This is a genomic window from Streptomyces sp. NPDC040545, assembly GCF_055595065.1.
This window is the reverse complement of record NZ_JBVIWA010000011.1, coordinates 154,636-180,246: the sequence shown is the minus strand read 5'-3', so window position 1 is coordinate 180,246 and position 25,611 is coordinate 154,636. Positions and strand designations below refer to the sequence as shown.

25 protein-coding genes are annotated in these 25,611 nt (G+C 70.7%); 10 read left to right on the top strand and 15 right to left on the bottom strand.

The annotated features are described in order from the left end of the window. Positions 1-24 precede the first annotated feature (24 nt). Both dapD and ACZ573_RS22055 read right to left on the bottom strand, forming a co-directional pair. Positions 25-1,005: a 2,3,4,5-tetrahydropyridine-2,6-dicarboxylate N-succinyltransferase gene (gene dapD / locus ACZ573_RS22060; RefSeq protein WP_030720326.1), complete on the bottom strand. Its 981-nt coding sequence runs from the start codon at positions 1,003-1,005 to the stop codon at positions 25-27. A 9-nt stretch (positions 1,006-1,014) separates the two neighbouring features. Next, positions 1,015-2,232: an MFS transporter gene (locus ACZ573_RS22055; RefSeq protein WP_471306700.1), complete on the bottom strand. Its 1,218-nt coding sequence runs from the start codon at positions 2,230-2,232 to the stop codon at positions 1,015-1,017. Between the two features lie 123 nt (positions 2,233-2,355). On the opposite strand from ACZ573_RS22055, the gene ACZ573_RS22050 reads away from it, so the two are divergent. Beyond that, positions 2,356-3,231 carry a winged helix-turn-helix transcriptional regulator gene (locus ACZ573_RS22050; RefSeq protein ID WP_471306699.1) on the top strand — a complete coding sequence of 292 codons (876 nt, stop codon included), beginning with the start codon at positions 2,356-2,358 and terminating at the stop codon, positions 3,229-3,231. Positions 3,232-3,620: 389 nt separating this feature from the next. Here the strand turns inward: ACZ573_RS22050 and ACZ573_RS22045 are convergent, their stop codons facing one another. Beyond that, on the bottom strand, positions 3,621-4,172 hold the full coding sequence (locus tag ACZ573_RS22045) for a TetR/AcrR family transcriptional regulator (protein WP_471306697.1): 552 nt from the start codon (positions 4,170-4,172) through the stop codon (positions 3,621-3,623). Further along, entirely contained in the window at positions 4,172-4,492 is a 321-nt protein-coding gene (locus tag ACZ573_RS22040; RefSeq protein ID WP_189735897.1) for a DMT family transporter, read from the bottom strand. The genes ACZ573_RS22045 and ACZ573_RS22040 overlap by 1 nt, the downstream gene beginning before the upstream one ends. Before the next feature lie 269 nt (positions 4,493-4,761). Between ACZ573_RS22040 and ACZ573_RS22035 the strand changes: the two genes are divergently transcribed. Further along, positions 4,762-5,811, top strand: coding sequence for an oxidoreductase (locus ACZ573_RS22035; protein ID WP_471306695.1), 1,050 nt, complete (start codon positions 4,762-4,764; stop codon positions 5,809-5,811). Between the two features lie 104 nt (positions 5,812-5,915). Here the strand turns inward: ACZ573_RS22035 and ACZ573_RS22030 are convergent, their stop codons facing one another. The 8 genes from ACZ573_RS22030 to ACZ573_RS21995 all read right to left on the bottom strand — a co-directional run bounded on the left by ACZ573_RS22030 (position 5,916) and on the right by ACZ573_RS21995 (position 12,519). Next, positions 5,916-6,260, bottom strand: coding sequence for a metal-sulfur cluster assembly factor (locus ACZ573_RS22030; protein WP_030009139.1), 345 nt, complete (start codon positions 6,258-6,260; stop codon positions 5,916-5,918). Next, positions 6,257-6,718, bottom strand: a complete 462-nt coding sequence (sufU, locus tag ACZ573_RS22025) for a Fe-S cluster assembly sulfur transfer protein SufU (protein ID WP_150256905.1) — start codon at positions 6,716-6,718, stop codon at positions 6,257-6,259. Before sufU ends, ACZ573_RS22030 begins: the two co-directional genes overlap by 4 nt. 22 nt (positions 6,719-6,740) lie before the next feature. Then, a complete protein-coding gene (locus ACZ573_RS22020; protein ID WP_384841045.1) occupies positions 6,741-7,997 on the bottom strand; it encodes a cysteine desulfurase in 1,257 nt (418 codons plus the stop codon). Continuing rightward, on the bottom strand, positions 7,994-8,761 hold the full coding sequence (gene sufC / locus ACZ573_RS22015; protein ID WP_030720347.1) for a Fe-S cluster assembly ATPase SufC: 768 nt from the start codon (positions 8,759-8,761) through the stop codon (positions 7,994-7,996). Before sufC ends, ACZ573_RS22020 begins: the two co-directional genes overlap by 4 nt. 7 nt (positions 8,762-8,768) lie before the next feature. Then, positions 8,769-9,086 carry a bifunctional 3-phenylpropionate/cinnamic acid dioxygenase ferredoxin subunit gene (locus ACZ573_RS22010; RefSeq protein ID WP_030009135.1) on the bottom strand — a complete coding sequence of 106 codons (318 nt, stop codon included), beginning with the start codon at positions 9,084-9,086 and terminating at the stop codon, positions 8,769-8,771. Next, a complete protein-coding gene (sufD, locus tag ACZ573_RS22005; RefSeq protein ID WP_471306693.1) occupies positions 9,086-10,264 on the bottom strand; it encodes a Fe-S cluster assembly protein SufD in 1,179 nt (392 codons plus the stop codon). Before sufD ends, ACZ573_RS22010 begins: the two co-directional genes overlap by 1 nt. 81 nt (positions 10,265-10,345) lie before the next feature. Beyond that, entirely contained in the window at positions 10,346-11,761 is a 1,416-nt protein-coding gene (sufB, locus tag ACZ573_RS22000; protein ID WP_030762516.1) for a Fe-S cluster assembly protein SufB, read from the bottom strand. Then, complete coding sequence (locus ACZ573_RS21995) at positions 11,758-12,519, bottom strand: helix-turn-helix transcriptional regulator (RefSeq protein WP_471306691.1); 762 nt, start codon at positions 12,517-12,519, stop codon at positions 11,758-11,760. Before ACZ573_RS21995 ends, sufB begins: the two co-directional genes overlap by 4 nt. 401 nt (positions 12,520-12,920) lie before the next feature. On the opposite strand from ACZ573_RS21995, the gene ACZ573_RS21990 reads away from it, so the two are divergent. From ACZ573_RS21990 to ACZ573_RS21975, 4 genes are all read left to right on the top strand, one after another. Then, positions 12,921-13,847, top strand: a complete 927-nt coding sequence (locus ACZ573_RS21990) for an ABC transporter ATP-binding protein (RefSeq protein WP_471306689.1) — start codon at positions 12,921-12,923, stop codon at positions 13,845-13,847. Continuing rightward, on the top strand, positions 13,844-14,626 hold the full coding sequence (locus ACZ573_RS21985) for an ABC transporter permease (RefSeq protein ID WP_471306687.1): 783 nt from the start codon (positions 13,844-13,846) through the stop codon (positions 14,624-14,626). Before ACZ573_RS21990 ends, ACZ573_RS21985 begins: the two co-directional genes overlap by 4 nt. Positions 14,627-14,693: 67 nt before the next feature. Continuing rightward, positions 14,694-15,827, top strand: coding sequence for a hypothetical protein (locus ACZ573_RS21980; protein WP_471306685.1), 1,134 nt, complete (start codon positions 14,694-14,696; stop codon positions 15,825-15,827). A gap of 4 nt (positions 15,828-15,831) precedes the next feature. Continuing rightward, positions 15,832-16,821, top strand: a complete 990-nt coding sequence (locus ACZ573_RS21975; RefSeq protein ID WP_471306682.1) for a COX15/CtaA family protein — start codon at positions 15,832-15,834, stop codon at positions 16,819-16,821. Here ACZ573_RS21975 and ACZ573_RS21970 read toward each other — a convergent pair. The 3 genes from ACZ573_RS21970 to ACZ573_RS21960 form a co-directional block, all read right to left on the bottom strand. Further along, positions 16,818-17,936: an amidohydrolase family protein gene (locus ACZ573_RS21970; protein ID WP_471306680.1), complete on the bottom strand. Its 1,119-nt coding sequence runs from the start codon at positions 17,934-17,936 to the stop codon at positions 16,818-16,820. The two genes, ACZ573_RS21975 and ACZ573_RS21970, sit on opposite strands and share 4 nt — an antisense overlap. Before the next feature lie 126 nt (positions 17,937-18,062). Continuing rightward, on the bottom strand, positions 18,063-18,422 hold the full coding sequence (locus ACZ573_RS21965; RefSeq protein WP_471306679.1) for a hypothetical protein: 360 nt from the start codon (positions 18,420-18,422) through the stop codon (positions 18,063-18,065). A 24-nt stretch (positions 18,423-18,446) separates the two neighbouring features. After that, a complete protein-coding gene (locus ACZ573_RS21960; RefSeq protein ID WP_471306837.1) occupies positions 18,447-19,394 on the bottom strand; it encodes a heme o synthase in 948 nt (315 codons plus the stop codon). Between the two features lie 327 nt (positions 19,395-19,721). Between ACZ573_RS21960 and tkt the strand changes: the two genes are divergently transcribed. Genes tkt through opcA form a run of 4 tightly spaced genes read left to right on the top strand, consistent with a single transcriptional unit; the run spans position 19,722 to position 25,513 of the window. Continuing rightward, a complete protein-coding gene (tkt, locus tag ACZ573_RS21955; protein ID WP_471306677.1) occupies positions 19,722-21,809 on the top strand; it encodes a transketolase in 2,088 nt (695 codons plus the stop codon). Between the two features lie 35 nt (positions 21,810-21,844). After that, complete coding sequence (gene tal / locus ACZ573_RS21950; RefSeq protein ID WP_471306675.1) at positions 21,845-22,963, top strand: transaldolase; 1,119 nt, start codon at positions 21,845-21,847, stop codon at positions 22,961-22,963. A 4-nt stretch (positions 22,964-22,967) separates the two neighbouring features. Next, the gene (gene zwf / locus ACZ573_RS21945; RefSeq protein WP_471306673.1) at positions 22,968-24,494 is read left to right on the top strand and encodes a glucose-6-phosphate dehydrogenase; all 1,527 of its coding nucleotides are present in this window, start codon (positions 22,968-22,970) and stop codon (positions 24,492-24,494) included. Beyond that, on the top strand, positions 24,491-25,513 hold the full coding sequence (opcA, locus tag ACZ573_RS21940; protein WP_471306671.1) for a glucose-6-phosphate dehydrogenase assembly protein OpcA: 1,023 nt from the start codon (positions 24,491-24,493) through the stop codon (positions 25,511-25,513). Before zwf ends, opcA begins: the two co-directional genes overlap by 4 nt. The last annotated feature ends 98 nt before the right edge of the window (positions 25,514-25,611 follow it).

Sequence of the window (25,611 nt, the reverse complement as noted above, 5' to 3'; positions counted from 1 at the left end):
GGCCGGTGGGGCCGGCGGCCGGTGTCAGTTGTGGCTGTGCAGGACCTCGTTGAGGCCGCCCCAGGCCGCCTTGTACGGGCGGGCCTCGACGGCGCCGGTCACCGAGTTGCGGCGGAAGAGGATGTTGTTGGCGCCGGAGAGCTCCAGGGCCTTGACGATCTGGCCGTCCGGCAGGGTCACGCGGGTACCCGCGGTCACGTAGAGGCCGGCCTCGACCACGCACTCGTCGCCCAGCGCGATGCCCACGCCCGCCTCGGCGCCGATCAGGGTGCGCTCGCCGATCGAGATGATCTGCTTGCCGCCGCCCGAGAGGGTGCCCATGGTGGAGGCGCCGCCGCCGATGTCGGAGCCGTCGCCGACCACGACGCCCGCGGAGATGCGGCCCTCGACCATGGAGGTGCCGAGGGTGCCGGCGTTGAAGTTGACGAAGCCCTCGTGCATGACGGTGGTGCCCTCGGCGAGGTGCGCGCCGAGGCGGACGCGGTCCGCGTCGGCGATGCGCACGCCCTTGGGCGCGACGTAGTCCGTCATCCGCGGGAACTTGTCGATCGAGGTGACCTGGAGGTGCAGGCCCTCGGCGCGCGCGTTGAGGCGGACGGTCTCGACCTGGTCGACGGCGACCGGGCCCAGCGACGTCCAGGCGACGTTGGTCAGCAGGCCGAAGACGCCGTCGAGGTTCTGGCCGTGCGGCTTGACCAGGCGGTGGCTGAGCAGGTGCAGGCGCAGGTACGCGTCGTGCGCGTCCAGCGGCTTGTCCTCCAGGGAGGAGATGACCGTGCGGACGGCTACGACCTCGACGCCGCGCACCGCGTCCGTGCGGATCGCCTTGGCCGCGGCGGCGCCCAGCAGCTCCACGGCCTGGTCGGCGGTGAGGCGCTCGGTGCCGGCCGGGCCGGGCTCGGCGACCAGCTCGGGGGCGGGGAACCAGGTGTCGAGGACGGTGCCGTCGGCGGTGATGGTGGCAAGTCCGGCGGCGACGGCGCCGGTGGTACGCGTAGCAGTCATATCCGAAACCTAACCGGCGACGGCCGTCGGTTGCGAACCGGTCTCATGTGACGGTCGCGCGGGTCGCGCCGCGTGCCGGGCCTGGCGTGCGTGCGCCCCCAGCAGCGCCGCGCCCGCCCCGGCCGCCAGCACCGCGCAGAGCGGCCACAGCAGCCCGGGCGCAACGGAGTAGAGGGCTCCGCCGAGCGGCGGACCGAGGACGACCCCGCTGACCGAGACGCCCGCGTACAGGCTCTGGAACCGCCCGATGGCGTGCTCGGGCGCCTGGTCGGCCATGTGGGCGGTGGCGGTGGTCTTGTAGAGGATCTCCCCGAGGCTGAGCAGGATCATCATCGCCACGGCGCTCGCGATCCCGGCCCCGAGCAGCAGCGCCGCGTACCCGGCCCCGACGAGCACGATCCCGGCACCGATGACCGGCAGGGCCGGCCGTTTGCGCAGGGCGACGGCGGCGGGCAGCTCCAGGAGCAGGATCACCCCTCCGTTCAGGGCGATGACGAGCCCGAAGGCGCGCGCGTCCATGCCGTGGTCGGCGAGGAAGACGGGGAAGGTGAAGTACTGCTGGCGGTAGACGATGTCGGTCACCAGGATCGCGCCGAGCAGCACCAGCACGGTGGGGCGGGCGCGCAGTTCGCGCCACAGGCCCCGTTCGCCGCGGCCCGGACCCCCGTCCTGGGCCGCGGCGGGGGTGCGGGGAGCGCCGCGGGCCGGGACGACCCGTGCGGTCCAGAGGGCGAAGGCGAGCGTGCCGACGCCGTCGCCGACGAAGAGCCAGTCGTAGGAGAGGCCGGTGGCGATCAGGGCGCCCAGCGGCGGCCCGAGGGTGAAGCCGCCGTTGGAGGCGCAGCGTACGAGGGCGAAGGCCTGGCGGCGGGCTCCCTCCGGGACGGTGACCGCGACGAGTGCGGAGTTGGCGGCCCGGATCACGCCGGAGGCGTACTGGGCCACGGGCAGGGCCAGGCAGAGGAGCGGCAGGGGGAACAGCGGGAGGGCCGCGAGGGCCAGGCCCCCGAGGGTGGAGGCGGCGAGCAGCACCCGGCGGTGGCCGAAGCGGTCTCCGTACCAGCCGCCGGTGAAGTTGCCTGCGACCAGGCCGATGCCGCTGATTCCGGTGACGAGGCCCGCCTGGGCGGCACCGAGGCCGCGCGGGCCGGTCAGGTAGAGGAAGACGAAGACGAAGGTGAAGCTGACGACGGCGTTGACGAAGACCCCCGCAGCCAGCAGCCACACAACCCTCGGTATGTCCTTGAACCCCTGCAGCACACCCGTGCCCCCCTGCCCGATGAGTAAGTTCCCTTTGGGAACGGACTATGTCAGCATGACAGCCTTGGGTCAACGGACGAAGGAGTTCCCATGGCCCAGCGCACACACCTCGGCGACGCGGACTGCGCCATCGCCCAGGCCCTCGACGTGGTGGGCGACTGGTGGACGCTGCTGATCGTGCGCGACGCCGCGCGCGGTCTGCACCGCTTCGACGAGCTCCAGCGCGAGTTGGGGATGTCCCGCAAGGTGCTGGCGGAGCGGCTGAAGCTGCTCGTCGAGGCCGGGGTGCTGGCGCGCGAGCCGTACCAGGAGCGCCCGGTGCGGCACGAGTACCGGCTGACCCCGCGCGGGCGGGGGCTCCTGCCCGTCCTGGTGGCCCTCCAGGACTGGGGAGACACCTGGGTCCTGGGAGAGGGAGAGATGACGGCGACGACCGACGAGGCATCGCGCGAGGCGGAACGGGTGCACGCGCTGCGCGGCACGCGGGTGCCGCCACTGCTGCTGCCGGACCGTTTCGGCGAGCTGAGCGACCCGGTGGCGGACACCCCGTTCACGGTCCTGTACTGCTTCCCGGGCGCGTACGCGCGCGCCGAGTCCTACCCGCCCGGCTGGGCCGGGATCCCGGGCGCCAAGGGCTGCACCTTCGAGTCGTGCACCTACCGCGACCAGCTCGCGGAGTTCACCGCGGCCGGCGCCACCGTGCACGGGGTGTCGACCCAGCGCCCGGACGAGCAACGGGAGTTCGCGGAGCAGGAGCGGCTGCGGTTCCCGCTCCTGTCGGACGCGGATCTGGCACTGACGGCCGCGCTGCGCCTGCCGACGTTCCGCGCGGCGGGCACGAGCCGGATCAAGCGGCTCACCCTCGTCATCGACCGCGACCGCACGGTCCGCGAGGTGATCTACCCGATCCAGGACATCGAGGCGAGCGTGCAGACGGCCCTCGCGGCCGTACGCTCCGCAGGCTGAGCGACCACCAGGGCCCCCGGACCACCAGGCCGCCGGGCTGCCGGGCTGCCGGGCTGCCGGACCACCAGGCCGCCGGGCTGCCGGGCCACCGGGCCACCGCCCGCAGAGCCGCTCCCCCGTACCTTTCGGAACCGGGCCCGGCCCGGACCCGGTCGTGCAGGCCCGCCGGTATTCGAGGACCGGGTCGCAGGGCGCAGGGCGCGGGGGGGCCGAGCGACAGCGGCGTACCTAGTGCTGTGACCGGGAAGGTTCACCGGGTCACGACGCCCGGCACGGCGCCTCGCCGCGTTGTCGGACCGCGCAAGTACGTCCAGTACGAGCCGCGGTCCTCCGCCTTGCGATCCACCGCACCGGACGACGCGACCCGGCAAACCTTCCCGGCCACAGCACTAGGCCGGCCGCAGGATCCGCCGCAGGACCTCGCGGGCGTAGTCCTCGTCGTAGGCGGCGTCCGTCAGCAGGACCTGCAGGCCGATCCCGTCCATGGCCGCCACCAGCGCCCGCGCGGTCAGCGGGTCGGTGCGCGGGGTCAGCGCCGCCGACATCGCCTCGCACCACTGCGCCGCCACCGGCCGCAGCGCCGGGCGGCGCAGGGCCGCGAGGTAGAGCTCGTACTCCAGCTCGACCCGGCCCCGGTCCGCCGCCAGGAACTCCCCGAGCAGACGGGCCAGGGCCCCGGCGAGGTCCGCGTCCGGGTCGGCCAGTGCGGCCGAGCCCGCCACCGCCTGCGCGAAGCCCTCGTTGGCCTGGCGCAGCGCGGCGACCAGCAGGTCGTCCAGCGTCTTGAAGTGGTACGTCGTCGACCCGAGCGGTACGTCGGCCTCCGCTGCGGCGCTGCGGTGGGTCAGCCCGGCGATGCCCCGCTCACCCACCACCCGGAGCGCCGCGTCGATGATCCGCTGCCGCCGGTCCGGGTCGTAGCGCCGCACGGCGGGGGTCATCAGTGGGCCCCGCCGAGATTCAGCAGGACCACCCCGCCTATCACCAGGGCGATCCCGGCGATCTTGGCGGCGGTGGCCGCCTCCCCCAGGAACACCATGCCTATGGCGGCGATCGCGGCGGTGCCGACGCCCGCCCAGATCGCGTACGCCGTGCCCACCGACATCGACTTCAGCGTCTGCGCGAGCAGGGTGAAGGCGATGACGTAGCCCAGCAGGGTACCCAGCGACGGCCACAGCTTCGTGAAGCCGTCGCTGTACTTCATGGCGGTGGTTCCGGCGACCTCGGCGGCGATGGCCGCGGCAAGCATGACGTAGGGCATGCGTACAACTGTACACATCGATGCGTACGCGCGTACACAAGCGGGCCGGAAGCCTGCCGCCATGTCCCTGACATGCTGGGATACGGTGTGCGTTCGACGGGGGAACGAGCAGACGGAGCAGACGCATGACGCAGAGCGCAGGGTGGGGATCCACGGGGGCACCGGGGCCGGGCGGCCAGGGCGGCGCGCCGCACTGGGGAGGATGGGCTCCGCCGCCACCGCCGAAGCCCGGGGTGGTACCCCTGAAGCCCCTGGGCCTCGGGGACATCGTGAGCGCTTCGTTCGCCACGCTCGGCCGCCACTGGAAGCAGCTGGTCGGTGTGATGCTGGCCGTGCAGGGGATCTGCCTGCTGGTCATGGCCCTGCTGGCGGGCATCGCCGTCGCCGCGGTGTACGACCACATCGAGCCGGTCTTCGACCCGCCCTACGGACAGGAACCGTCGGCCGAGGACCTCACACCGTTCCTCGTCGCGGCGATCACGCTGTTCGTGCTCCTGTGTGCAGTGGGGCTGCTGGGCATGGCGGTGCTCACCGCCCTGTGCCCGGCGGTCCTCCGCGAGGCGATCATGGGCCGGCCCACCACCTTCCGCGCGATGTGGCGCACGGCCCTGCGGCGGACCCCCGCCGTCCTGGGCGTGCTGGCGCTCACGGGGCTGATCGCGGGCGCCCCGGTGTTCGCCGCCTTCGCGGTGTGGATTCCGCTGATGATCGCCTCCGCCGCCGGTGGCGACCCGTCACCCGGGGTCGTGCTGCTCCTGCCCGCGCTCATGCTGCTCGCCGCCCCGGTGGCCGTCTGGCTCGCCACCCGGCTCGGCCTGGCCCCCGCCGTGGCGGTCATGGAGGAGGCCGGCTCCGTCACCGCGCTGCGCCGCTCGGCCGCGCTGGTCAAGGGCGAGTGGTGGCGGATCTTCGGCATCACCCTGGTCGGCAGCATGATCGGGATGAGCATCGCCTACATGATCCAGATGCCCTTCCAGCTCATCGGCATGTTCGGGATGATCCCGATCATGACCGAGGGGAGCGAGGGAACCGGCCTGTCGACAGGCATGATCGTCGGCCTCGCGCTCGGCTTCCTGTGCGTGCTGTTCGGCAGCGGCCTGAGCCAGATGTTCCAGATCGCGTACACACAGCTGTTCAGCAATCTGCTCTACGTGGACCAGCGGATCCGGCGCGAGAACCTGGCTTCCGCCATCCTCGCCGAACTCGCCGCGGAGACCCCCGGCGCCGGGACCGCCTCGCAGCCGGATCCGCAGCCGGATCCGCGGCCGGACGGACAGGCGGACGGCAAGACGGACGGGCAGGCCGACGAACAGGGCTGACGGGGCGAACGGACGGCTGAGCGGCTGGACGAACCGCCGACCGACCGGCCTACACGCGAAAGGCCCCCGGCGCGATGCCGGGGGCCTTCCTCGTTCACAACGGCTCAGACGTTGAAGCCGAGCGCGCGGAGTTGCTCGCGGCCGTCGTCCGTGATCTTGTCCGGGCCCCACGGCGGCATCCAGACCCAGTTGATCCGAAGTTCGCTGACGATGCCGTCCGTCGCCGACTTCGCCTGGTCCTCGATGACGTCCGTCAGCGGGCAGGCCGCCGAGGTGAGCGTCATGTCGAGGGTGGCGATGTTCGCGTCGTCGATGTGGATGCCGTAGATCAGGCCCAGGTTGACGACGTCGATGCCCAGCTCGGGGTCGACCACGTCGTAGAGGGCCTCGCGGACCTCCTCCTCGGTGGCCGGCTTGATCGACGCCTCGGGCGTCGCGTTCTCGGTCATGCCGTCTCCCTCTCCGCGCCGCCCAGAGCCTGGGCCGTCGCGTCCTTCCACGCCATCCAGCTCAGCAGAGCACACTTCACACGAGCCGGGTACTTGGAGACGCCGACGAACGCGACCGCGTCCTCCAGCACCTCCTCCATGGCCTCGTCGGGCTCGATCTTGCCCTTGGACTGCATCATCTCCAGGAAGACTGCCTGGATCTTCTGCGCCTCGGCCAGTTCCTTGCCCACGAGCAGCTCGTTCAGTACGGACGCGCTGGCCTGGCTGATGGAGCAGCCCTGGCCCTCGTAGGAGACGTCGGTCAGCGTCTCGCCGTCGTACTTCACGCGCAGCGTGATCTCGTCACCGCACGTCGGATTGACGTGGTGCACCTCGGCGTCGCCGTCGCGCAGGCCACGCCCGTGCGGGTGCTTGTAGTGGTCCAGGATGAGTTCCTGGTACATCGAATCCAGCTTCACTGCGTCCTCGTCGCCTCGTCCGTCAGCCGAAGAAGTTCCGTACGTGCTCCAGCCCGTCGATCAGCGCGTCGACCTCGGCCGGAGAGGAGTACAGGTAGAAAGACGCTCGCGTCGTCGCAGGAATTCCGTAGCGCAGGCAGACGGGGCGCGCGCAGTGGTGTCCCACGCGGACCGCGATGCCCTGCTCGTCCAGCACCTGACCGACGTCGTGCGGGTGGATGTCACCCAGGACGAAGGAGATCGCGGCGCCGCGGTCCTCGGCCGTGGTGGGGCCGATGATCCGCAGGTCGGGCACGTCCGCGAGGCGCTTGATCGCGTACTCGGTGATCGCGTGCTCGTGCGCGGCGATCTTGTCCATGCCGATCGCGGTCAGGTAGTCCACGGCCGCGCCGAGGCCGACGGCCTGGGCGATCGGGGGTGTACCCGCCTCGAACTTGTGGGGTGCCGGGGCGTAGGTCGAGGCGTGCATCGACACGGTCTCGATCATCTCGCCGCCGCCGAGGAACGGAGGCAGGTCCTCCAGGAGCTCCTGCCGGCCCCACAGGACGCCGATGCCGGTCGGGCCGCACATCTTGTGGCCGGTGAAGGCCACGAAGTCGGCACCGAGCGCCTGCACGTCCAGCGGCATGTGCGGGGCGGCCTGGGAGGCGTCGATCAGCACGAGCGCGCCGACGTCCTGGGCGCGCCGCACGATCGCCTCGACCGGGTTGACCGTGCCCATGATGTTGGAGACCAGCGTGAAGGAGACGATCTTCGTCTTCTCCGTGATGACCTCTTCGATGTTGGACAGGTCGAGCCGGCCGTCGTCGGTGAGGCCGAACCACTTCAGCTTCGCGCCGGTGCGCTGCGAGAGCAGCTGCCACGGCACGATGTTGGAGTGGTGCTCCATCTCCGTGATGGCGATCTCGGTCTCGCGGTCGACCCGGTAGGGCTCGTCCGCCCAGCCGAGCATGTTCGCGACCAGGTTGAGCGACTCCGAGGCGTTCTTGGTGAAGATCACCTCGTCGCGGCTCGGCGCGTTGATGAAGGCGGCGACCTTGTCGCGAGCGCCCTCGTACAGCGCCGTGGCCTCCTCGGCGAGCACGTGCACACCACGGTGGACGTTGGCGTTGTGCTGCTCGTAGTACTCGTTCAGCGCGTCGAGCACCTGGCGCGGCTTCTGCGAGGTCGCCGCGTTGTCCAGGTAAACGATCTTCTTCCCGTCGTGGACCACACGATCCAGAAGGGGGAAGTCCTTTCGGATCGCCTCGATGTCGAGGAGGCCAGGCAGCTGTGTCACGCGGTCGCGCCACCCTTCGTGCTGTACGACTCGTAGCCTTCGGCCTCCAGCTTGTCGGCGAGCTCGGCGCCACCGGACTCGGCGATGCGGCCCTCGGAGAAGACGTGGACGAAGTCGGGCTTGATGTAGCGGAGGATCCGCGTGTAGTGCGTGATCAGCAGCGTGCCGACCTCGCCGGTCGCGCGGACGCGGTTGACGCCCTCGGAGACCTGGCGCAGTGCGTCGACGTCGAGGCCGGAGTCGGTCTCGTCGAGGATCGCGATCTTCGGCTTCAGGAGCTCCAGCTGCAGGATCTCGTGGCGCTTCTTCTCACCGCCGGAGAAGCCCTCGTTGACGTTGCGCTCGGCGAAGGCCGGGTCCATCTGGAGCTGCTCCATCGCGGACTTGACCTCCTTCACCCAGGTACGCAGCTTCGGCGCCTCGCCGCGGATCGCGGTGGCCGAGGTGCGCAGGAAGTTGGAGACCGAGACACCGGGGACCTCGACCGGGTACTGCATCGCGAGGAAGACGCCGGCGCGGGCGCGCTCGTCGACGGACATCTCCAGGACGTCCTCGCCGTCGAGGGTCACGGTGCCACCGGTGATGGTGTACTTCGGGTGACCGGCGAGCGAGTACGCCAGGGTGGACTTGCCGGAGCCGTTCGGACCCATGATGGCGTGCGTCTCACCCTGCTTGACGGTGAGGTCGACGCCCTTGAGGATCTCGCGGGCGCCGTTCTCGGCCTCGACGGAGACGTGCAGGTCGTGGATTTCAAGCGTTGCCATGGATACCTCAGGACTCCTGGGTGAGGGAGACGAGCACGTCGTCCCCTTCGATCTTTACGGGGTATACGGGTACGGGGCGCGTCGCGGGCAGACCCGAAGGCTTGCCGGTGCGCAGGTCGAAGGCCGACCCGTGCAGCCAGCACTCGATCATGCAGTCTTCGACCTCGCCCTCCGAGAGCGAGACGTTCGCGTGCGAGCAGATGTCGTTGATCGCGAACACCTCCCCCTCGGTGGAGACGATGGACACCGGCGTGCCGTCGAGTTCCACCCGCTTCGGGGTGTTCTCCTCCAGCTCGCTGAGCGCGCAGGCCTTGACGTAATTCATCAGACGGAACCCTGGAGCTCGGTCTCGATCTTGGCGAGCAGACGCTCCTCGATGTCGTCGACACCGATCTGCTGGACGAGCTCCGCGAAGAAGCCGCGGACGACCAGGCGGCGGGCTTCGTCGGCCGGGATGCCACGGGCCTGCAGGTAGAAGAGCTGCTCGTCGTCGAAGCGGCCGGTCGCGGAGGCGTGGCCGGCGCCGACGATCTCGCCGGTCTCGATCTCCAGGTTCGGCACCGAGTCGACCCGCGCGCCGTCCGTGAGGACGAGGTTGCGGTTCATCTCGTAGGTGTCGGTGCCCTCGGCGCTCTTCTGGATGAGCACGTCACCGATCCAGACGGCGTGGGCGTCCTGGCCCTGGAGCGCGCCCTTGTAGACCACGTTCGACTTGCAGTGCGGGGCGTCGTGCGTGACCAGGAGGCGGTGCTCCTGGTGCTGGCCGGCGTCCGTGAAGTACAGGCCGAAGAGCTCGGCCTCGCCGCCGGGGCCGGCGTAGCTGATACGCGGGTGGAGGCGCACGAGGTCGCCGCCGAAGGTGACCACGACCGACTTGAAGGTCGCGTCGCGGCCGACCAGCGTGTTGTGCTGGGAGCAGTGGACGGCGGTGTCGTCCCAGTCCTGCACGGACACGACGGTGAGCTTGGCGCCGTCGCCGACCAGGAAGTCGACGTTGGCGGCGCGCACGCCGTCACCGGTGTGGTCGATGACGATGACGGCCTCGGCGAAGGCCTGCACGTCGAAGACGGTGTGGCCGAAGGTGGTGCCGCCCTCGCCGTGCAGCGCCACACGCACCGGCTCGGTCAGGACCGTCTCCTTGGGCACGGTGACGACCGTGGCCTTGGCGAAGGACGAGAACGCCTGGGCGGCGATCCGGTCCACGGGGGTGCCGGCCTTGCCGATGCGCGCGTCGCCGCGCTCCACCGACTCGACCGTGACGCCCTCGGGCGCGTCGATCTGGGCCTTCATGGTGCCGTTGGCGACCGCGGTGCCGTCGTGCAGGCCCTTGAGGCGGGCGAGCGGCGTGAAGCGCCACTCCTCCTCGCGGCCGTTCGGAACCGGGAAGTCCGCCACGTCGAAGGACGGGGGCGCACTCATCCGGGTGGCAACGGTGGACTCGGCGGCCACCGCGATCGCGCCGGCGGTGGTCGAACCCGCCGGAATGTTCTGAGCCTCAGCCATGGCTGTCGTCTTGCTCACTCTCTTTAAAGAACACTGCCTACGTCAAAGGATGTGCGGCGGGGGACGCCGCGCGGCCGGCGGTCAGCCGACCGATCCCTCCATCTGCAGCTCGATCAGCCGGTTCAGCTCCAGGGCGTACTCCATGGGCAGCTCGCGCGCGATGGGCTCGACGAAGCCGCGCACGATCATGGCCATCGCCTCGAACTCCGTCATACCGCGGCTCATCAGGTAGAAGAGCTGGTCGTCGGAGACCTTGGAGACCGTGGCCTCGTGGCCCATGGAGACGTCGTCCTCGCGGACGTCCACGTAGGGGTACGTGTCCGAGCGCGAGATGGTGTCGACCAGGAGCGCGTCGCACAGCACGTTGGACTTCGAGCCGTGGGCGCCCTCGCCGATCTCGACCAGGCCTCGGTAGGAGGTGCGGCCGCCGCCCCGGGCCACCGACTTGGAGACGATGTTCGAGGAGGTGTTCGGCGCCATGTGGACCATCTTGGATCCGGCGTCCTGGTGCTGGCCTTCGCCCGCGAAGGCGATGGACAGGGTCTCGCCCTTGGCGTGCTCGCCCATCAGGTAGACGGCCGGGTACTTCATGGTGACCTTGGAACCGATGTTGCCGTCGATCCACTCCATGGTCGCGCCCTCGTACGCCACGGCGCGCTTGGTGACCAGGTTGTAGACGTTGTTCGACCAGTTCTGGATCGTCGTGTAGCGGCAGCGGCCGCCCTTCTTGACGATGATCTCGACCACGGCGCTGTGCAGCGAGTCCGAGGAGTAGATCGGGGCGGTGCAGCCCTCGACGTAGTGGACGTAGGCGTCCTCGTCGACGATGATCAGCGTCCGCTCGAACTGGCCCATGTTCTCCGTGTTGATACGGAAGTAGGCCTGGAGCGGGATGTCGACCTTCACGCCCTTGGGGACGTAGATGAAGGAGCCGCCGGACCACACCGCGGTGTTCAGCGACGCGAACTTGTTGTCGCCGACCGGGATGACCGTGCCGAAGTACTCCTGGAAGAGCTCCGGGTGCTCCTTGAGCGCGGTGTCCGTGTCGAGGAAGATGACGCCCTGCTCCTCCAGGTCCTCACGGATCTGGTGGTAGACGACCTCGGACTCGTACTGGGCCGCGACACCGGCGACGAGGCGCTGCTTCTCCGCCTCCGGGATGCCGAGCTTGTCGTACGTGTTCTTGATGTCCTCGGGCAGGTCCTCCCACGAAGCGGCCTGCTTCTCGGTGGAACGCACGAAGTACTTGATGTTGTCGAAGTCGATGCCCGAGAGGTCGGAACCCCAGTTCGGCATGGGCTTCTTGTCGAACAGCTTCAGGCCCTTGAGGCGGAGCTTGAGCATCCACTCCGGCTCGGACTTCTTCGCCGAGATGTCGCGGACGACATCTTCGGACAGACCCCGCTTGGCAGCGGCACCGGCCGCGTCGGAGTCGGCCCAGCCGTATTCGTAAGTGCCCAGGCCATCGAGCTCAGGGTGAGCGATCTCCGTGGTCATGCGGGGTTCCTCCCGGCCGTACTTGCAGATGCTGATGTGTCGGTCTGTGTGGTGCTCGCGCCACGCGGAATGAACGTCGTGCACACCCCGTCGCCATGGGCGATCGTGGCGAGGCGCTGCACATGGGTCCCCAGCAGGCGGGAGAAGACCTCGGTCTCCGCCTCGCAGAGCTGCGGGAACTGCTCGGCGACGTGCGCGACCGGGCAGTGGTGCTGGCAGAGCTGTTCACCGCTGTGCGGACCGGGAGCGCTCTTCGCCGTAGCAGCGTACCCGTCCGTGGTCAACGCCCTGGCAAGGGCCTCCGTGCGCTCCTGCGGGGCGGCGGCCTCGACGGCCTCCTTGTAGGCCCGCGCCTGCGTTTCCATCCGCGACCTGGCGAAGGCCGCGACGGCCACCTCGCCCTGTTCGCCGCCGCCGGCCGACTGCGCGATCCAGCGCAGGGCGTCCGCGGCGAGCGTGTCGTAGGACTGGTCGAAGGCGTCGCGGCCACAGTCGGTGAGCGCGAAGACCTTGGCGGGCCGACCCCGGGTGCGCGCACCGTACACACGCTGCTCACGGGGTTCGACCACGTCGTCCGTGACGAGCGTGTCGAGGTGGCGGCGGACGGCGGCCTGGGTGAGGCCGAGACGCTGGGCGAGGTCGGCGACGGTGGACGGACCGTGGTCCAGGATCGAGCGCGCCACGCGGTTGCGGGTTGACCGCTCCCCGGTGCCGAGCTCCCCCTGGAGGGTGTCGATCTGCCGTTCGCCGTATTTCACAACGCCATTGTTGCGTAATTAACCGAGCGGCGACAAGTCGTGATGGACGCCACCCCTGGTGGCCTCCATCACTAAGGGTTACCTTATTTATCGACGGAGAGTTATTCGGAGGGCATCATTCCGCTACTTTTCCGGATGCCTCCTACGAGCCCTAAAACCGCCCCCCACCAGCACATCTGCCCCCGCGCCGGTTCCCCGGCGCCGAAAAGATCGACTTCCGGAAAAGATCACGGAAACATGCCGACGCCTCCAGGGCCGACCGACTGAAAAGAACAGTATTCGCGACGCGGCGTTCGAATCCCTGGCCCCGAACCGAAGGCGAACCGGAGCCGAACCGGAGGCGAAGGGGCCCCGACCCCGGGACCCACGACCCCTCCCCGGGCTCCGTAGACTCACCCCTCATGAGCAACGACCCCGCCGTGGAGATCCGCGGACTGGTGAAGCGGTACGGCACCAAGACCGCGGTGGACGGCCTGGACCTCACCGTCCGGAGCGGCTCCGTCACCGCGGTCCTCGGTCCCAACGGCGCGGGCAAGACGACCACGGTGGAGGCCTGCGAGGGCTACCGCCGCCCCGACGCCGGCACCGTCCGCGTCCTCGGCCTCGACCCGGTCGCCCAGGCCGGGGCCCTGCGCCCGCGGATCGGCGTGATGCTGCAGTCCGGCGGCGTCTACTCCGGAGCCCGCGCCGTCGAGATGCTCCGCCACATGGCCAAGCTCTACGCCGACCCGCTCGACGTCGGCACCCTGGTGGAACGCCTCGGACTCGGCGGCTGCGGCCGCACCCCCTACCGCCGGCTCTCCGGCGGCCAGCAGCAGCGCCTGGCCCTGGCCATGGCCGTGGTGGGCCGCCCCGAGCTGGTCTTCCTCGACGAGCCCACCGCCGGCCTGGACCCGCAGGCCCGCCGCGCGACCTGGGACCTCGTACGGGAGCTGCGCACCGACGGGGTCACCGTCGTCCTCACCACCCACCACATGGACGAGGCCGAGCAGCTCGCCGACGAGGTCGCCATCGTGGACGCGGGCAAGGTCGTCGTCCACGGCAGCCCCGAGCAGCTGTGCCGGGGCGGCGCCGAGAACACCCTGCGCTTCACCGGCCGCCCCTCCCTCGACCTCGCCTCGCTCCTGAAGGCGTTGCCCGACGGCACCGAGGCCGCCGAGCTCACCCCGGGCGTCTACCGGGTCACCGGCGACGTCCACCCGCAGCTGCTGGCCACCGTCGCCTCCTGGTGCGCGCAGCACGGCGTGATGCCGAGCAGCCTCACGGTGGAACGGCACACCCTCGAGGACGTCTTCCTCGAACTGACAGGCAAGGAGCTGCGCGCATGAGCGCCGGTACGTTCACCCCCAGCCCGGGGGCCGCGCCCGTGTCCCGCATGATCCTCGCGCAGACGGCGCTGGAGACCCGGATGCTGCTGCGCAACGGGGAACAGCTGCTGCTGACCGTGATCATCCCGGCGCTGCTGCTGACCCTCTTCTCTGCTGTCGACATCGTCACTGTGCCCGTTCAAGAGGGCGGCAGCGGGAAGTCCGTGGACTTCCTCGCGCCCGGGATCCTGGCGCTCGCCGTGATGTCCACCGCCTTCACCGGCCAGGCCATCGCCACCGGCTTCGACCGCCGCTACGGGGTCCTCAAGCGGCTCGGGGCCTCCCCGCTGCCGCGCTGGGCCCTGATGGCCGCCAAGACCCTCTCGGTACTGGTCACCGAGGTACTGCAGATCGCCCTGCTGACGGCGATCGCCCTCGCGCTGGGCTGGTCCCCGCAGGGCGACCCGCTGTCGGTGGCCGCGCTGATCCTGCTGGGCACCGCTGCCTTCTCCGGGCTCGGGCTGCTGATGGCGGGCACCCTCAAGGCCGAGATGACCCTGGCCGCCGCCAACCTGGTCTTCCTGCTGCTGCTCGTCGGCGGCGGGGTCATCGTGCCGCTGGAGAAGTTCCCGGACGCCGCGCAGTCCGTCCTCGGGCTGCTGCCCATCGCGGCCCTGTCCGACGGGCTGCGCGAGGTGCTCCAGCACGGGGCTCCGCTCCCCTGGGGCGACGCGGCCGTACTCGCGGGCTGGGCCGTACTCGGTCTGGGCGCCGCCGCGCGGCTCTTCCGCTGGGAATGAAATCCCTCCCCTCCCGGAGGCGATGCCGCGAGGATGGGCCCCTCACACATGAAGCCGGGGGGCGGACATGGTGCAGCGGGACGCCGTTCTACGGCTGGACGGTCAATGGGCACGGGTGCGGTCGGGGGCGGAGCACACGGAGCCCGGGGAGCGCGAACGGCTCCTCGACGAGCTGATCGGCGCCCTGCGCCCGTTCACGGACGACCCCCGGTGCACCGCGCTGCTGGGGCTGCGCCTCGCCGACCGGGCCGCCGCGCGGTTCGCCGCGGGGGACCGCGCGGGCGCCCTCGCCACGATCGAGGAGGGGCTGCGCAGCTCCGAGCGCGCGGCCGGACACTCCCCCGAGTTCGCCCGCTGGTACGCCCGCGGGCTGATCAACCACGGGGTCTGGCTCTCCTGGCCGCTCAGCGACGGGGCCCGGCTGCCGAAGCACCCGCTGGGCCCGGCCGCCGGCGAGGGGCCGAGCGCCATGGACCGGGCGGCCGGTGAGCGCGCCCGCGATCTGACCCGGACCGCGGTGGAGGTGTGGGCGGGGCTGGACCAGCGGGATCCGGTCAACCGGCGGGGCCTAGCGCAGGCCAAGGTGTTCCTCGGGGACCGCCTCGCCGAGCTGGGGTTCGCCGAGGAGGCCGTGGCCTGGGCCGTGGCCGCCGAGTCCGACTTCCGCCGGCTGCTGCTCGCGGACCCGGCCGCGGAGGAGTCCGGGGAGGCCGAGGAGGCCCTCGACCACATCGGCCGCCAGCTGGAACTGCGGCTGCGCTTCCTGACCTTCGGCTCGCTGGTCAGTCTGCGCACGCAGGGGCTGCTGCCCGAACGGCTGCTGCCCCGGGCCGTGGTGGCCGCCCGTATCCAGGGGGTGGCGGAGCCGCGGATCGCGGCCGGGCTGGGTCTCGACGCCGAGCAGGTGCGCACGATGCTGGAGGTCACCCCCTGGCTCGCGGTGTGGCGCTTCGAGGTGCGCGGACCTGACGGCCTGTGGAACGTACTCGAACACCCCTGGCACAGCACCACAGAAATAAGGAATCGGACGGCCGAGGACGTAGCGGGTGAATTAGTCCGCGGGTTCGCCGGCTCGGCGGCCTACCCGGGCGACGGCACCCATTGGCGCATCCTCCTGTGGTGGCAGGAGGAGGGCGGCCCCGCGGAGGCGAGGTACCGGCTGGCCGTCGGCCCGGACACGCCCCTGGCCACCCCCTCGTGAAACTTTGCACAAGGGGTCGCCTACGATATGGGGCGTGTTGAACCCCCTCGCCCACATCGCCAGCCGCTGGACCCCGTCACCCCGGACCGTCCAGCGGGCCGCACTCGCCGCGCTCGTCATGAGCGTGGTCATCGTCGTCACCGGCGGCGCGGTACGGCTGACCGGATCCGGCCTCGGCTGCGACACCTGGCCCAAGTGCACCGACGACAGCCTGATCGTGACGCAGGAGCAGGGCTTCCACGGCGCCATCGAATTCGGCAACCGCATGCTGACCTACGTGCTCAGCGCGGCCGTCGGCTGGGCGATCATCGCCACCCGCTCGGCCAAGCCCTGGCGGCACTCCCTGACGAAGCTCGGCTGGGTGCAGTTCTTCACCGTGATGGCCAACGCCGTACTGGGCGGCATCACCGTCCTGACCGGGCTCAACCCGTACAGCGTGGCCGGGCACTTCCTCCTCGCCACCGCGCTGCTCACCGTGACGACGGTCACCTGGCAGCGCACCCGCGAAGGCGACGGCGCCCCCCGGCCGCGCGTGCCCGGCCCGGTGCGCAAGCTGTCGTGGGCGCTGCTCGCGACCACCCTCGTCCTGATCGCGGCGGGCACCGTCGTGACCGGCTCCGGGCCGCACGCCGGTGACAGCAGCGAGATCAAGCGGATGCCCTTCGACTGGGACACCACCGCCCACGTGCACGCCGTCTCCGCCTGGCTGGTGTGCGCGCTCGGTATCGCGATGTGGCTGGTCCTGCGCGTCGTGGACGCTCCCGCCGACACCCGGGCCCGCGCCCGCGACCTGCTGGTCGTGCTGCTCGCCCAGGGCGCGATCGGCTACGTGCAGTACGCCACCCAGGTCCCCGAGGCCCTGGTCGCCGCCCACATGCTCGGCTCCTGCCTGGTGTGGATCGCCGTACTCCGGATCGCCCTGAGCCTGCGCGAGCGGCCGGCCGAGCAGGCGGAGATCCCCGCCCAGGCCGACCCGCAGCTCTCCGCCGCCTAGTCGCGGAACCCCGCCCCCGGCCCCTGCCCCCGGTCCAGGCGGTAGACGCGGCGGGCGTTGCCCGCCGCGACCAGGGCGGCCACGCGTTCCGCGTCCCGCCAGGACCAGGAACCCTCGGCCGCCCAGCCGCCCAGCACCCGGCCCAGCGCCTCGCGGAAGACCAGGGCGCCCACCGCGTGCAGTTCGGGCAGCTGCCGCCCGCCGCTGGAGAACAGCACCTTCCCGAACGGCGCGATCTCCAGCAGCTCCGCCAGGACCACCGCGGCCCGCGCCCCGGTCTGCCCGAGAGCCTCGCCCGTATCGGCGTAGACGTGCGGGAAGGCCGCCGCGAGCTGCGCGGTGCGGCGGTGGTGCGGATATCCGCCGAGCAGCACCAGCCGTGTCCCGAAGCCCGCGGTGGCCCGTACGAACCCGGTCAGCGCGGCCGGGTCGGCCTCGCCCGTGTGCAGCTGGAGCGGCAGCCCCGACGCCACCGCGCTCCACAGCAGGTGGGCCAGGAGTACGGGGTCCCGTACGGCTCCGCCCCGCGGCCGCCGGGCCAGCCACCGCCCGGCCGCCCCGCGCACCGCGCCGGGACCGGGCGGCTCGGGTGCGACGGCCGGGGTGTCCGCGCGGGCGAAGGCCGTGGCGCAGGTGAAGGCCGCGGCTCCGGTGGCGGCGTGGTGGACGGCCTCGGCGAGATTGGCGAGGAAGGCGCCCACCGTCCCGGAGGTGTCGGCGACCTGCTCGGCCAGTAGCTCCAGCCGGACCGACTCGAAGGCCTCGGCGTCCCCGGCGAGCGCCAGCTCCTTGGGCCCGGTGAGATCTCCGGGCACCCCGGTGTCGACCAGGTAGGCGGCGACGCCGGATCCCCTGAGCAGCCGCCGGGCGGTCTCGGCCGCGCCCAGCTCGCGCCGCCGCGCGAGATAGCGGGCGGGGGTGGCGTGCTGCTCCAGCCCCAGCAGCGGCGGGCACCAGCGGCGCACCGCGAAGCCGGTCTGCGTGTCGAAGAAGGTGGTGCCCGCGGCGGGCGGGCCGGCCGAGCGCATCAGCTGGGCCTCGAAGGTGCCCAGGCCCAGCTCCGTACGGAGGACTCCGTGGCAGTACTGGTCCACCAGGGGCGGCGTTTCGATCATCCGGGCATCCCGTTGCGGACGTGAGGAAGGGGCTTCCACACGTCCTAACGGGTGAGCGGGGTGTGAGGTGTTGCTCGGGCTGTTGACCGAGACGGCACTCCCGGGTCCCGGGAGGTTCTTCCGGGCTCAGGCCGCCGGGTTCCGGGGTCCGCCGATCTGGATGCCGGCCATCCGCGTCCACTCGTACGGGCCCGTGCGCACGCGCGCGGCGAACTCCCCGTCGAACTCGTCATGGAGGGTCAGCGCCGCCTTCTCCGCGGCCAGCCGGGCCACCTCGAAGGTGGGGGCCACCAGGTCGCCCCAGCCACCGTCCGTACCCACGAGCACGATCCGGGTGCCGGCCTGGCCGATGTGGGCGAGCTGGCCCTCGGCGCCGCCGTGCTGCCTGGCGAACGCGCCGATCTGCCTGGCCAGGTTCGCGGCCTTACGGTCCTGCTTCTTGTCCGCGGCGCCTGCGGCGGCCGCCGTGTCTGCGGTGTCTCCCATGGAAGCCATGCTACCGGCGAGTAATCAACGGAGGAAGGGATCCACGGCCACCGCCACGAACAGCAGCGACACGTAGGTGATGGACCAGTGGAACAGGCGCATCTCCTTGAGCTTCGCGCCCACGATGCCCGCCTTGGCCCGCGCGTGGAGCGCGTGCGCCTCCCACAGCCACCAGCCGCCCGAGACCAGCGCGACCGCGGTGTAGAACCAGCCGGTGTAACCCAGCGGGGTCAGCAGCAGCGAGACCGCCACCATGACCCAGCTGTAGAGGACGATCTGGCGCGCCACGGCCTTGTTGCCCGCGACCACCGGGAGCATCGGCACGCCGGCCCGCGCGTAGTCGTCCTTGACCTTCATCGACAGCGGCCAGTAGTGCGGCGGCGTCCAGAAGAAGATGACGAGGAAGAGGACGACCGCGGCCCAGGAGACCTCGTCCTTGACGGCCGACCAGCCGATGAGCACCGGCATGCAGCCCGCGATGCCGCCCCACACGATGTTCTGGGCGGTGCGCCGCTTCAGCAGCATCGTGTAGACCACGACGTAGAAGAGGAGCGCGCCGAGCGACAGCGCGGCCGACAGCCAGTTGACGAGCAGGCCGAAGAAGAGGGTGGAGACGACCGCCAGGGTGAGGCCGAAGGCCAGGCACTCCCGTGGGCTGACCATGCCGGTCACCAGCGGGCGCTGCGAGGTCCGGTCCATCAGCGCGTCGATGTCGCGGTCGATGTACATGTTCAGCGCATTGGCGCCGCCCGCGGACAAGTAGCCGCCGAGGCAGGTCACGAGGACCAGCCGCAGCGACGGAACGCCCTGCTCCGCCAGGAACATCACCGGCACTGTGGTGATCAGCAGAAGTTCGATGATCCGCGGCTTGGTCAATGCCACGAAAGCCATGACGCGGGTCCCGAGCGGCCGGTGACCGGGGCTCGTCCCGAGCACCCCCGCTGGACGGGATTCGACGGCCGTCACGCACACCCCTGAGAGAGAATCCAGCAAGCTCCGACTCGGACCATTCACGACATGAAGGCCCGGTTAAGGCTTGCGCGTACCACGCCACTGTAGACGTTGCGCTTACGTCGCCCTGCGCCGGGGTCGCCTCGTGTTGAGCCGATCGGACCGTGCATACATACGGGGGACGGGCCTCGCCGGACGCCGGTGCGCGGGTGAACGCGGGTCGGCGGCGCGGTGACGGACTGCCTGCACTCGAATAGCTGCACGCCGTTGCGGGGGTAGGCTCGGAATCGCGCCGGTGCACCGTTCGTCACCGGGATTCATACATGTGGAGAGGAGCCCTGACCCACGGTGAGCACCAAGCCGACCACCACAGAGCTCGAGTGGACCGAACTGGACCAGCGGGCCGTCGACACCGCCCGCATCCTGGCCGCTGACGCGGTCCAGAAGGTCGGAAACGGCCACCCCGGTACGGCGATGAGCCTGGCCCCCGCCGCGTACACCCTCTTCCAGAAGGTGATGCGGCACGACCCGGCGGACCCCGAGTGGGTTGGCCGCGACCGCTTCGTGCTCTCCGCGGGGCACTCCTCCCTGACGCTCTACACCCAGCTCTACCTCGGCGGGTTCGGGCTCGAGCTGGACGACCTGAAGGCGTTCCGCACCTGGGGCTCGAAGACCCCCGGCCACCCGGAGTACGGCCACACGGCCGGCGTGGAGACCACCACCGGTCCCCTCGGCCAGGGCATCGCCAACGCGGTGGGCATGGCCATGGCCTCCCGCTACGAGCGCGGTCTGTTCGACCCGGAGGCCGCCGAGGGCACCTCCCCGTTCGACCACATGGTCTACGCGATCGCGGGCGACGGCTGCCTCCAGGAGGGCATCTCGCACGAGGCGTCCGCGCTGGCCGGCCACCAGAAGCTCGGCAACCTCGTCCTGCTGTGGGACGACAACCACATCTCCATCGAGGGTGACACGGAGACGGCCGTCTCCGAGGACACCCTGGGGCGCTACGAGGCGTACGGCTGGCACGTCCAGCGCGTCGAGCAGCAGGAGAACGGCGACCTCGACCCGAAGGCGCTGTTCGCCGCCCTCCAGGCCGCCAAGGCCGAGACCGGCCGCCCGTCCTTCATCGCGGCCCGCTCGATCATCGCCTGGCCCGCCCCGCACGCCCAGAACACCGAGGCCGCCCACGGCTCGGCGCTCGGCGACGACGAGGTCGCGGCCACCAAGCGCATCCTCGGCTTCGACCCGCAGCAGACCTTCGAGGTCTCCGACGAGGTCATCGCGCACACCCGCGCCCTCGGCGACCGCGGCCGCGAGGCCAAGGCCGAGTGGGAGAAGGAGTTCTCCGCCTGGCGCACCGCCAACCCGGAGCGCGCCGCCGAGTTCGACCGCATCAACGCCAACGAGCTGCCCGCGGGCTGGGAGGACGAGCTCCCCGTCTTCGAGGCCGGCAAGGGCGTCGCCACCCGCGCCGCCTCCGGCAAGGTGCTCGGCGCGCTCGGCGCGGTCATCCCGGAGCTGTGGGGCGGCTCGGCCGACCTGGCCGGCTCCAACAACACCACCATCGACAAGGACTCCTCGTTCCTGCCGGTGGGGAACCCGCTGCCGGAGGCCGACCCGTACGGCCGCACCATCCACTTCGGCATCCGCGAGCACGCCATGGCCGCGTCCATGAACGGCATCGCGCTGCACGGCCACACCCGCATCTACGGCGGCACCTTCCTGGTGTTCTCCGACTACATGCGCAACGCCGTCCGCCTGTCCGCCCTGATGCACCTGCCGGTGACGTACGTGTGGACGCACGACTCCATCGGTCTGGGCGAGGACGGCCCGACCCACCAGCCGGTCGAGCACCTCGCCGCGCTGCGCGCCATCCCGGGCCTGAACGTCGTCCGCCCGGCCGACGCCAACGAGACCGCCATCGCCTGGCGCGAAATCCTGCGCCGCCACACCAAGGTCTTCGGCAAGGGTGCCCCGCACGGCCTCGCGCTGACCCGCCAGGGTGTGCCGACCTACGAGCGCAACGAGGGTGCCGCCAAGGGCGGGTACGTCCTGTTCGAGGCCGAGGGCGGCCCGGCGCAGGTCCTCCTCATCGGTACCGGCTCCGAGGTGCACCTGGCCGTCGAGGCCCGCGAGCAGCTCCAGGCACAGGGCATCCCCACCCGGGTCGTCTCGATGCCGTCCGTCGAGTGGTTCGAGGAGCAGGACCAGGAGTACAAGGACAGCGTCCTGCCGCCGTCGGTGAAGGCCCGCGTCGCGGTCGAGGCGGGAATCGGCCTGACCTGGCACCGCTACGTCGGTGACGCCGGCCGGATCGTCTCGCTGGAGCACTTCGGTGCCTCGGCCGACGCGAAGGTGCTCTTCCGCGAGTTCGGCTTCACCGCCGAGAACGTGGCGGCCGCCGCCCACGAATCCCTCGCCGCCGCCGCGCGCTGACGCCGGTACGCAACCCAAGTAGGAGATGTAATCCCATGACAGACGCACTCAAGCGCCTCTCCGACGAAGGCGTCGCGATCTGGCTGGACGACCTGTCCCGCAAGCGCATCACGTCCGGTAACCTGGCCGAGCTCATCGACCAGTCGCACGTGGTCGGTGTCACCACCAACCCGGCGATCTTCCAGAAGGCCATCAGCGGCGGCGAGGGCTACGAGCAGCAGCTCACCGACCTCGCGACCCGCAAGGTCACCGTGGAAGAGGCCCTGCGCATGATCACGACGGCGGACGTCAGGGACGCCGCCGACATCTTGCGCCCGGTCTACGACCGCACCGACGGCCAGGACGGCCGCGTGTCGATCGAGGTCGACCCGCGCCTGGCGCACAACACCCCGGCGACCATCGCCGAGGCCAAGCAGCTCGCCTGGCTGGTGGACCGCCCGAACACGCTCATCAAGATCCCGGCGACCAAGGCCGGCCTGCCGGCGATCACCCAGGTCATCGGCAAGGGCATCAGCGTCAACGTCACGCTGATCTTCTCGCTGGAGCGCTACCGCGAGGTCATGGACGCGTACCTGGCGGGTCTGGAGAAGGCCAAGGCTTCCGGCCTGGACCTTTCTCTGATCCACTCGGTCGCCTCCTTCTTCGTGTCCCGCGTGGACTCGGAGATCGACAAGCGCCTGGACGCGGTCGGCACCGACGAGGCGAAGGCCCTCAAGGGCAAGGCGGCGCTCGCCAACGCCCGTCTGGCCTACGAGGCCTACGAGGAGGTCTTCTCCTCGGACCGCTGGAGCGCGCTGGAGAAGCACGGCGCCAACAAGCAGCGTGCGCTGTGGGCCTCGACGGGCGTCAAGGACCCGGCGTACAAGGACACCCTGTACGTGGACGACCTGGTCGCCCCGAACACGGTGAACACCATGCCGGAGGCCACCCTGGAGGCCACCGCCGACCACGGGCAGATCACGGGCGACACCGTGCGCGGCACCTACGAGCAGGCGCGCGCCGAGCTCGACGCGGTCGCGAAGCTGGGCATCTCGTACGACGATGTGGTGCAGCTGCTCGAGGACGAGGGCGTCGAGAAGTTCGAGGCGTCCTGGAACGACCTGCTGAAGTCGACCGAGGCGGAGCTTGAGCGCCTCGCCCCCACGGAGGCCTGACACCTTGTCTGTAAACGGAGCGAACCCGCTTCGTGACGCACAGGACCGGCGGCTCCCGCGCATCGCGGGGCCGTCCGGCCTGGTCATTTTCGGCGTTACGGGTGACCTGTCGCGCAAGAAGCTGATGCCTGCCGTCTACGACCTGGCCAACAGAGGCCTGCTTCCGCCGGGCTTCTCGCTGATCGGGTTCGCCCGCCGCGAGTGGCAGGACGAGGACTTCGCCCAAGTGGTCCACGACGCGGTCAAGGAGCACTCCCGGACGCCCTTCCGCGAGGAAGTGTGGCAGCAGCTCGTGCAGGGCTGCCGTTTCGTCTCGGGCGACTTCGACGACGACGCCGCCTTCGAGACGCTGAAAGCGACCATAGAGGAGCTGGACAAGGCACAGGGCACGGGCGGCAACTTCGCCTTCTACCTGTCCGTCCCGCCGAAGTTCTTCCCCAAGGTGGTCCAGCAGCTCAAGGACCACGGGCTGGCGCAGAAGGAGGGCTCCTGGCGGCGTGCCGTCATCGAGAAGCCGTTCGGACACGACCTGAAGAGCGCCCAGGAACTCAACAAGGTCGTCCACGAGGTCTTCCCGCGCGACGAGGTCTTCCGGATCGACCACTACCTCGGCAAGGAGACCGTCCAGAACATCCTGGCGCTCCGCTTCGCCAACACGATGTTCGAGCCGATCTGGAACCGGTCGTACGTCGACCACGTGCAGATCACCATGGCCGAGGACATCGGCATCGGCGGCCGGGCCGGGTACTACGACGGTATCGGCGCCGCCCGTGACGTCATCCAGAACCACCTGCTCCAGCTGCTCGCGCTGACCGCGATGGAGGAGCCCGGCTCCTTCCACCCCAAGGCGCTGGTGGCCGAGAAGCTCAAGGTGCTCACCGCGGTGCAGCTGCCCGAGGACCTGGGCAAGCACACCGTGCGCGGCCAGTACGCGGCCGCCTGGCAGGGCGGCGAGAAGGTCGTCGGGTACCTCGAAGAGGACGGCATCGACCCCAAGTCGAAGACCGACACCTACGCGGCCATCCGCCTGGAGATCAACAACCGCCGCTGGGCGGGCGTCCCGTTCTACCTGCGGACGGGCAAGCGCCTGGGCCGCCGGGTGACCGAGATCGCGGTCGTCTTCAAGCGGGCCCCGTACCTGCCGTTCGAGTCGGGCGCGACCGAGGAGCTGGGGCAGAACGCCCTGGTCATCCGGGTCCAGCCGGACGAGGGCGTGACGGTCCGCTTCGGCTCCAAGGTCCCGGGCACCTCCATGGAGGTCCGGGACGTCACGATGGACTTCGCCTACGGCGAGTCCTTCACGGAGTCCAGCCCCGAGGCGTACGAGCGGCTCATCCTCGACGTGCTCCTCGGCGACGCGAACCTCTTCCCGCGCCACCAGGAAGTCGAACTGTCCTGGAACATCCTCGACCCGATCGAGGAGTACTGGGACAAGCACGGCAAGCCCGCGCAGTACCCGGCGGGCACCTGGGGGCCGGTCGAGGCGGACGAGATGCTCGCACGAGACGGACGGAGCTGGCGCCGGCCATGAAGATCGACCTCACGGAGACCAACTCCAGCAAGATCAATGCCGCGATGGTGCAGGCACGCCGGGACATCGGCACGCCGGCCATCGGCATGGTCCTCACGCTGGTGATCGTGACCGACGAGGAGAACGCGTACGACGCGCTCAAGTCGGCGAACGACGCGTCCCACGAACACCCCTCGCGGATCGTCGTCGTGGTCAAGCGGGTCAGCCGCTCCCCCCGCAGCCGCCGTGACGCCCGGCTCGACGCGGAGGTCCGCGTCGGGGCGGACGCCGGCAGCGGGGAAACGGTTGTGCTCCGCCTGCACGGCGAACTGGTCAACCATGCCCAGTCGGTCGTGCTGCCTCTCCTGCTGCCCGACGCGCCCGTGGTCGTCTGGTGGCCGGGAGGGGCTCCGGCAGACCTGGCGGGCGACCCGCTGGGCGCGCTGGGACAGCGTCGGATCACGGACACCTACTCCTCCGAGCACCCGGTCGAGGTGCTCGGCGCCCGGGCGGAGGCGTACGCCCCCGGGGACACGGACCTGTCGTGGACCCGGATCACCCCGTGGCGCTCCATGCTGGCGGCCGCACTGGACCAGCAGGCCCTGTCGGTCGTCTCGGCGACCGTCGAGGGCGAGGACGAGAACCCGAGCTGCGAACTGCTGGCCATGTGGCTGGCGGACCGGCTCCAGGTCCCCGTCAGGCGCACGCTGTCGTCGGGCCCGGGCCTGACGGCCGTACGCCTGTCCACCAAGGACGGCGACATCGTCCTGGACCGGGCGGACGGCGCGCTGGCCACGCTGTGCATGCCGGGGCAGCCCGACCGTGCGGTGGCGCTCAAGCGCCGCGATACGGCCGAGCTCCTGGCGGAGGAGCTGCGCAGGCTGGATCCGGACAACACGTACGAGGCCTCGCTGAAGTTCGGCGTGGCGAGGCTGGAGACGTCGGCGGCCCCGGTGGAGCGGGAACCCGCCGAGGCTCCGGCCAAGGCCGAGTCCTCGAAGCCGACGGCCAAGCCGACGAAGAAGGCCGCGGCCAAGTAGCACCACCGCGGGTCCGCTGCCGGGGCTCCGCCCCGGACCCCGCGCCTCAAACGCCGGCGAGGCTGGATTCTCAGCCCGTCCGGCGTTTGAGGACCGGG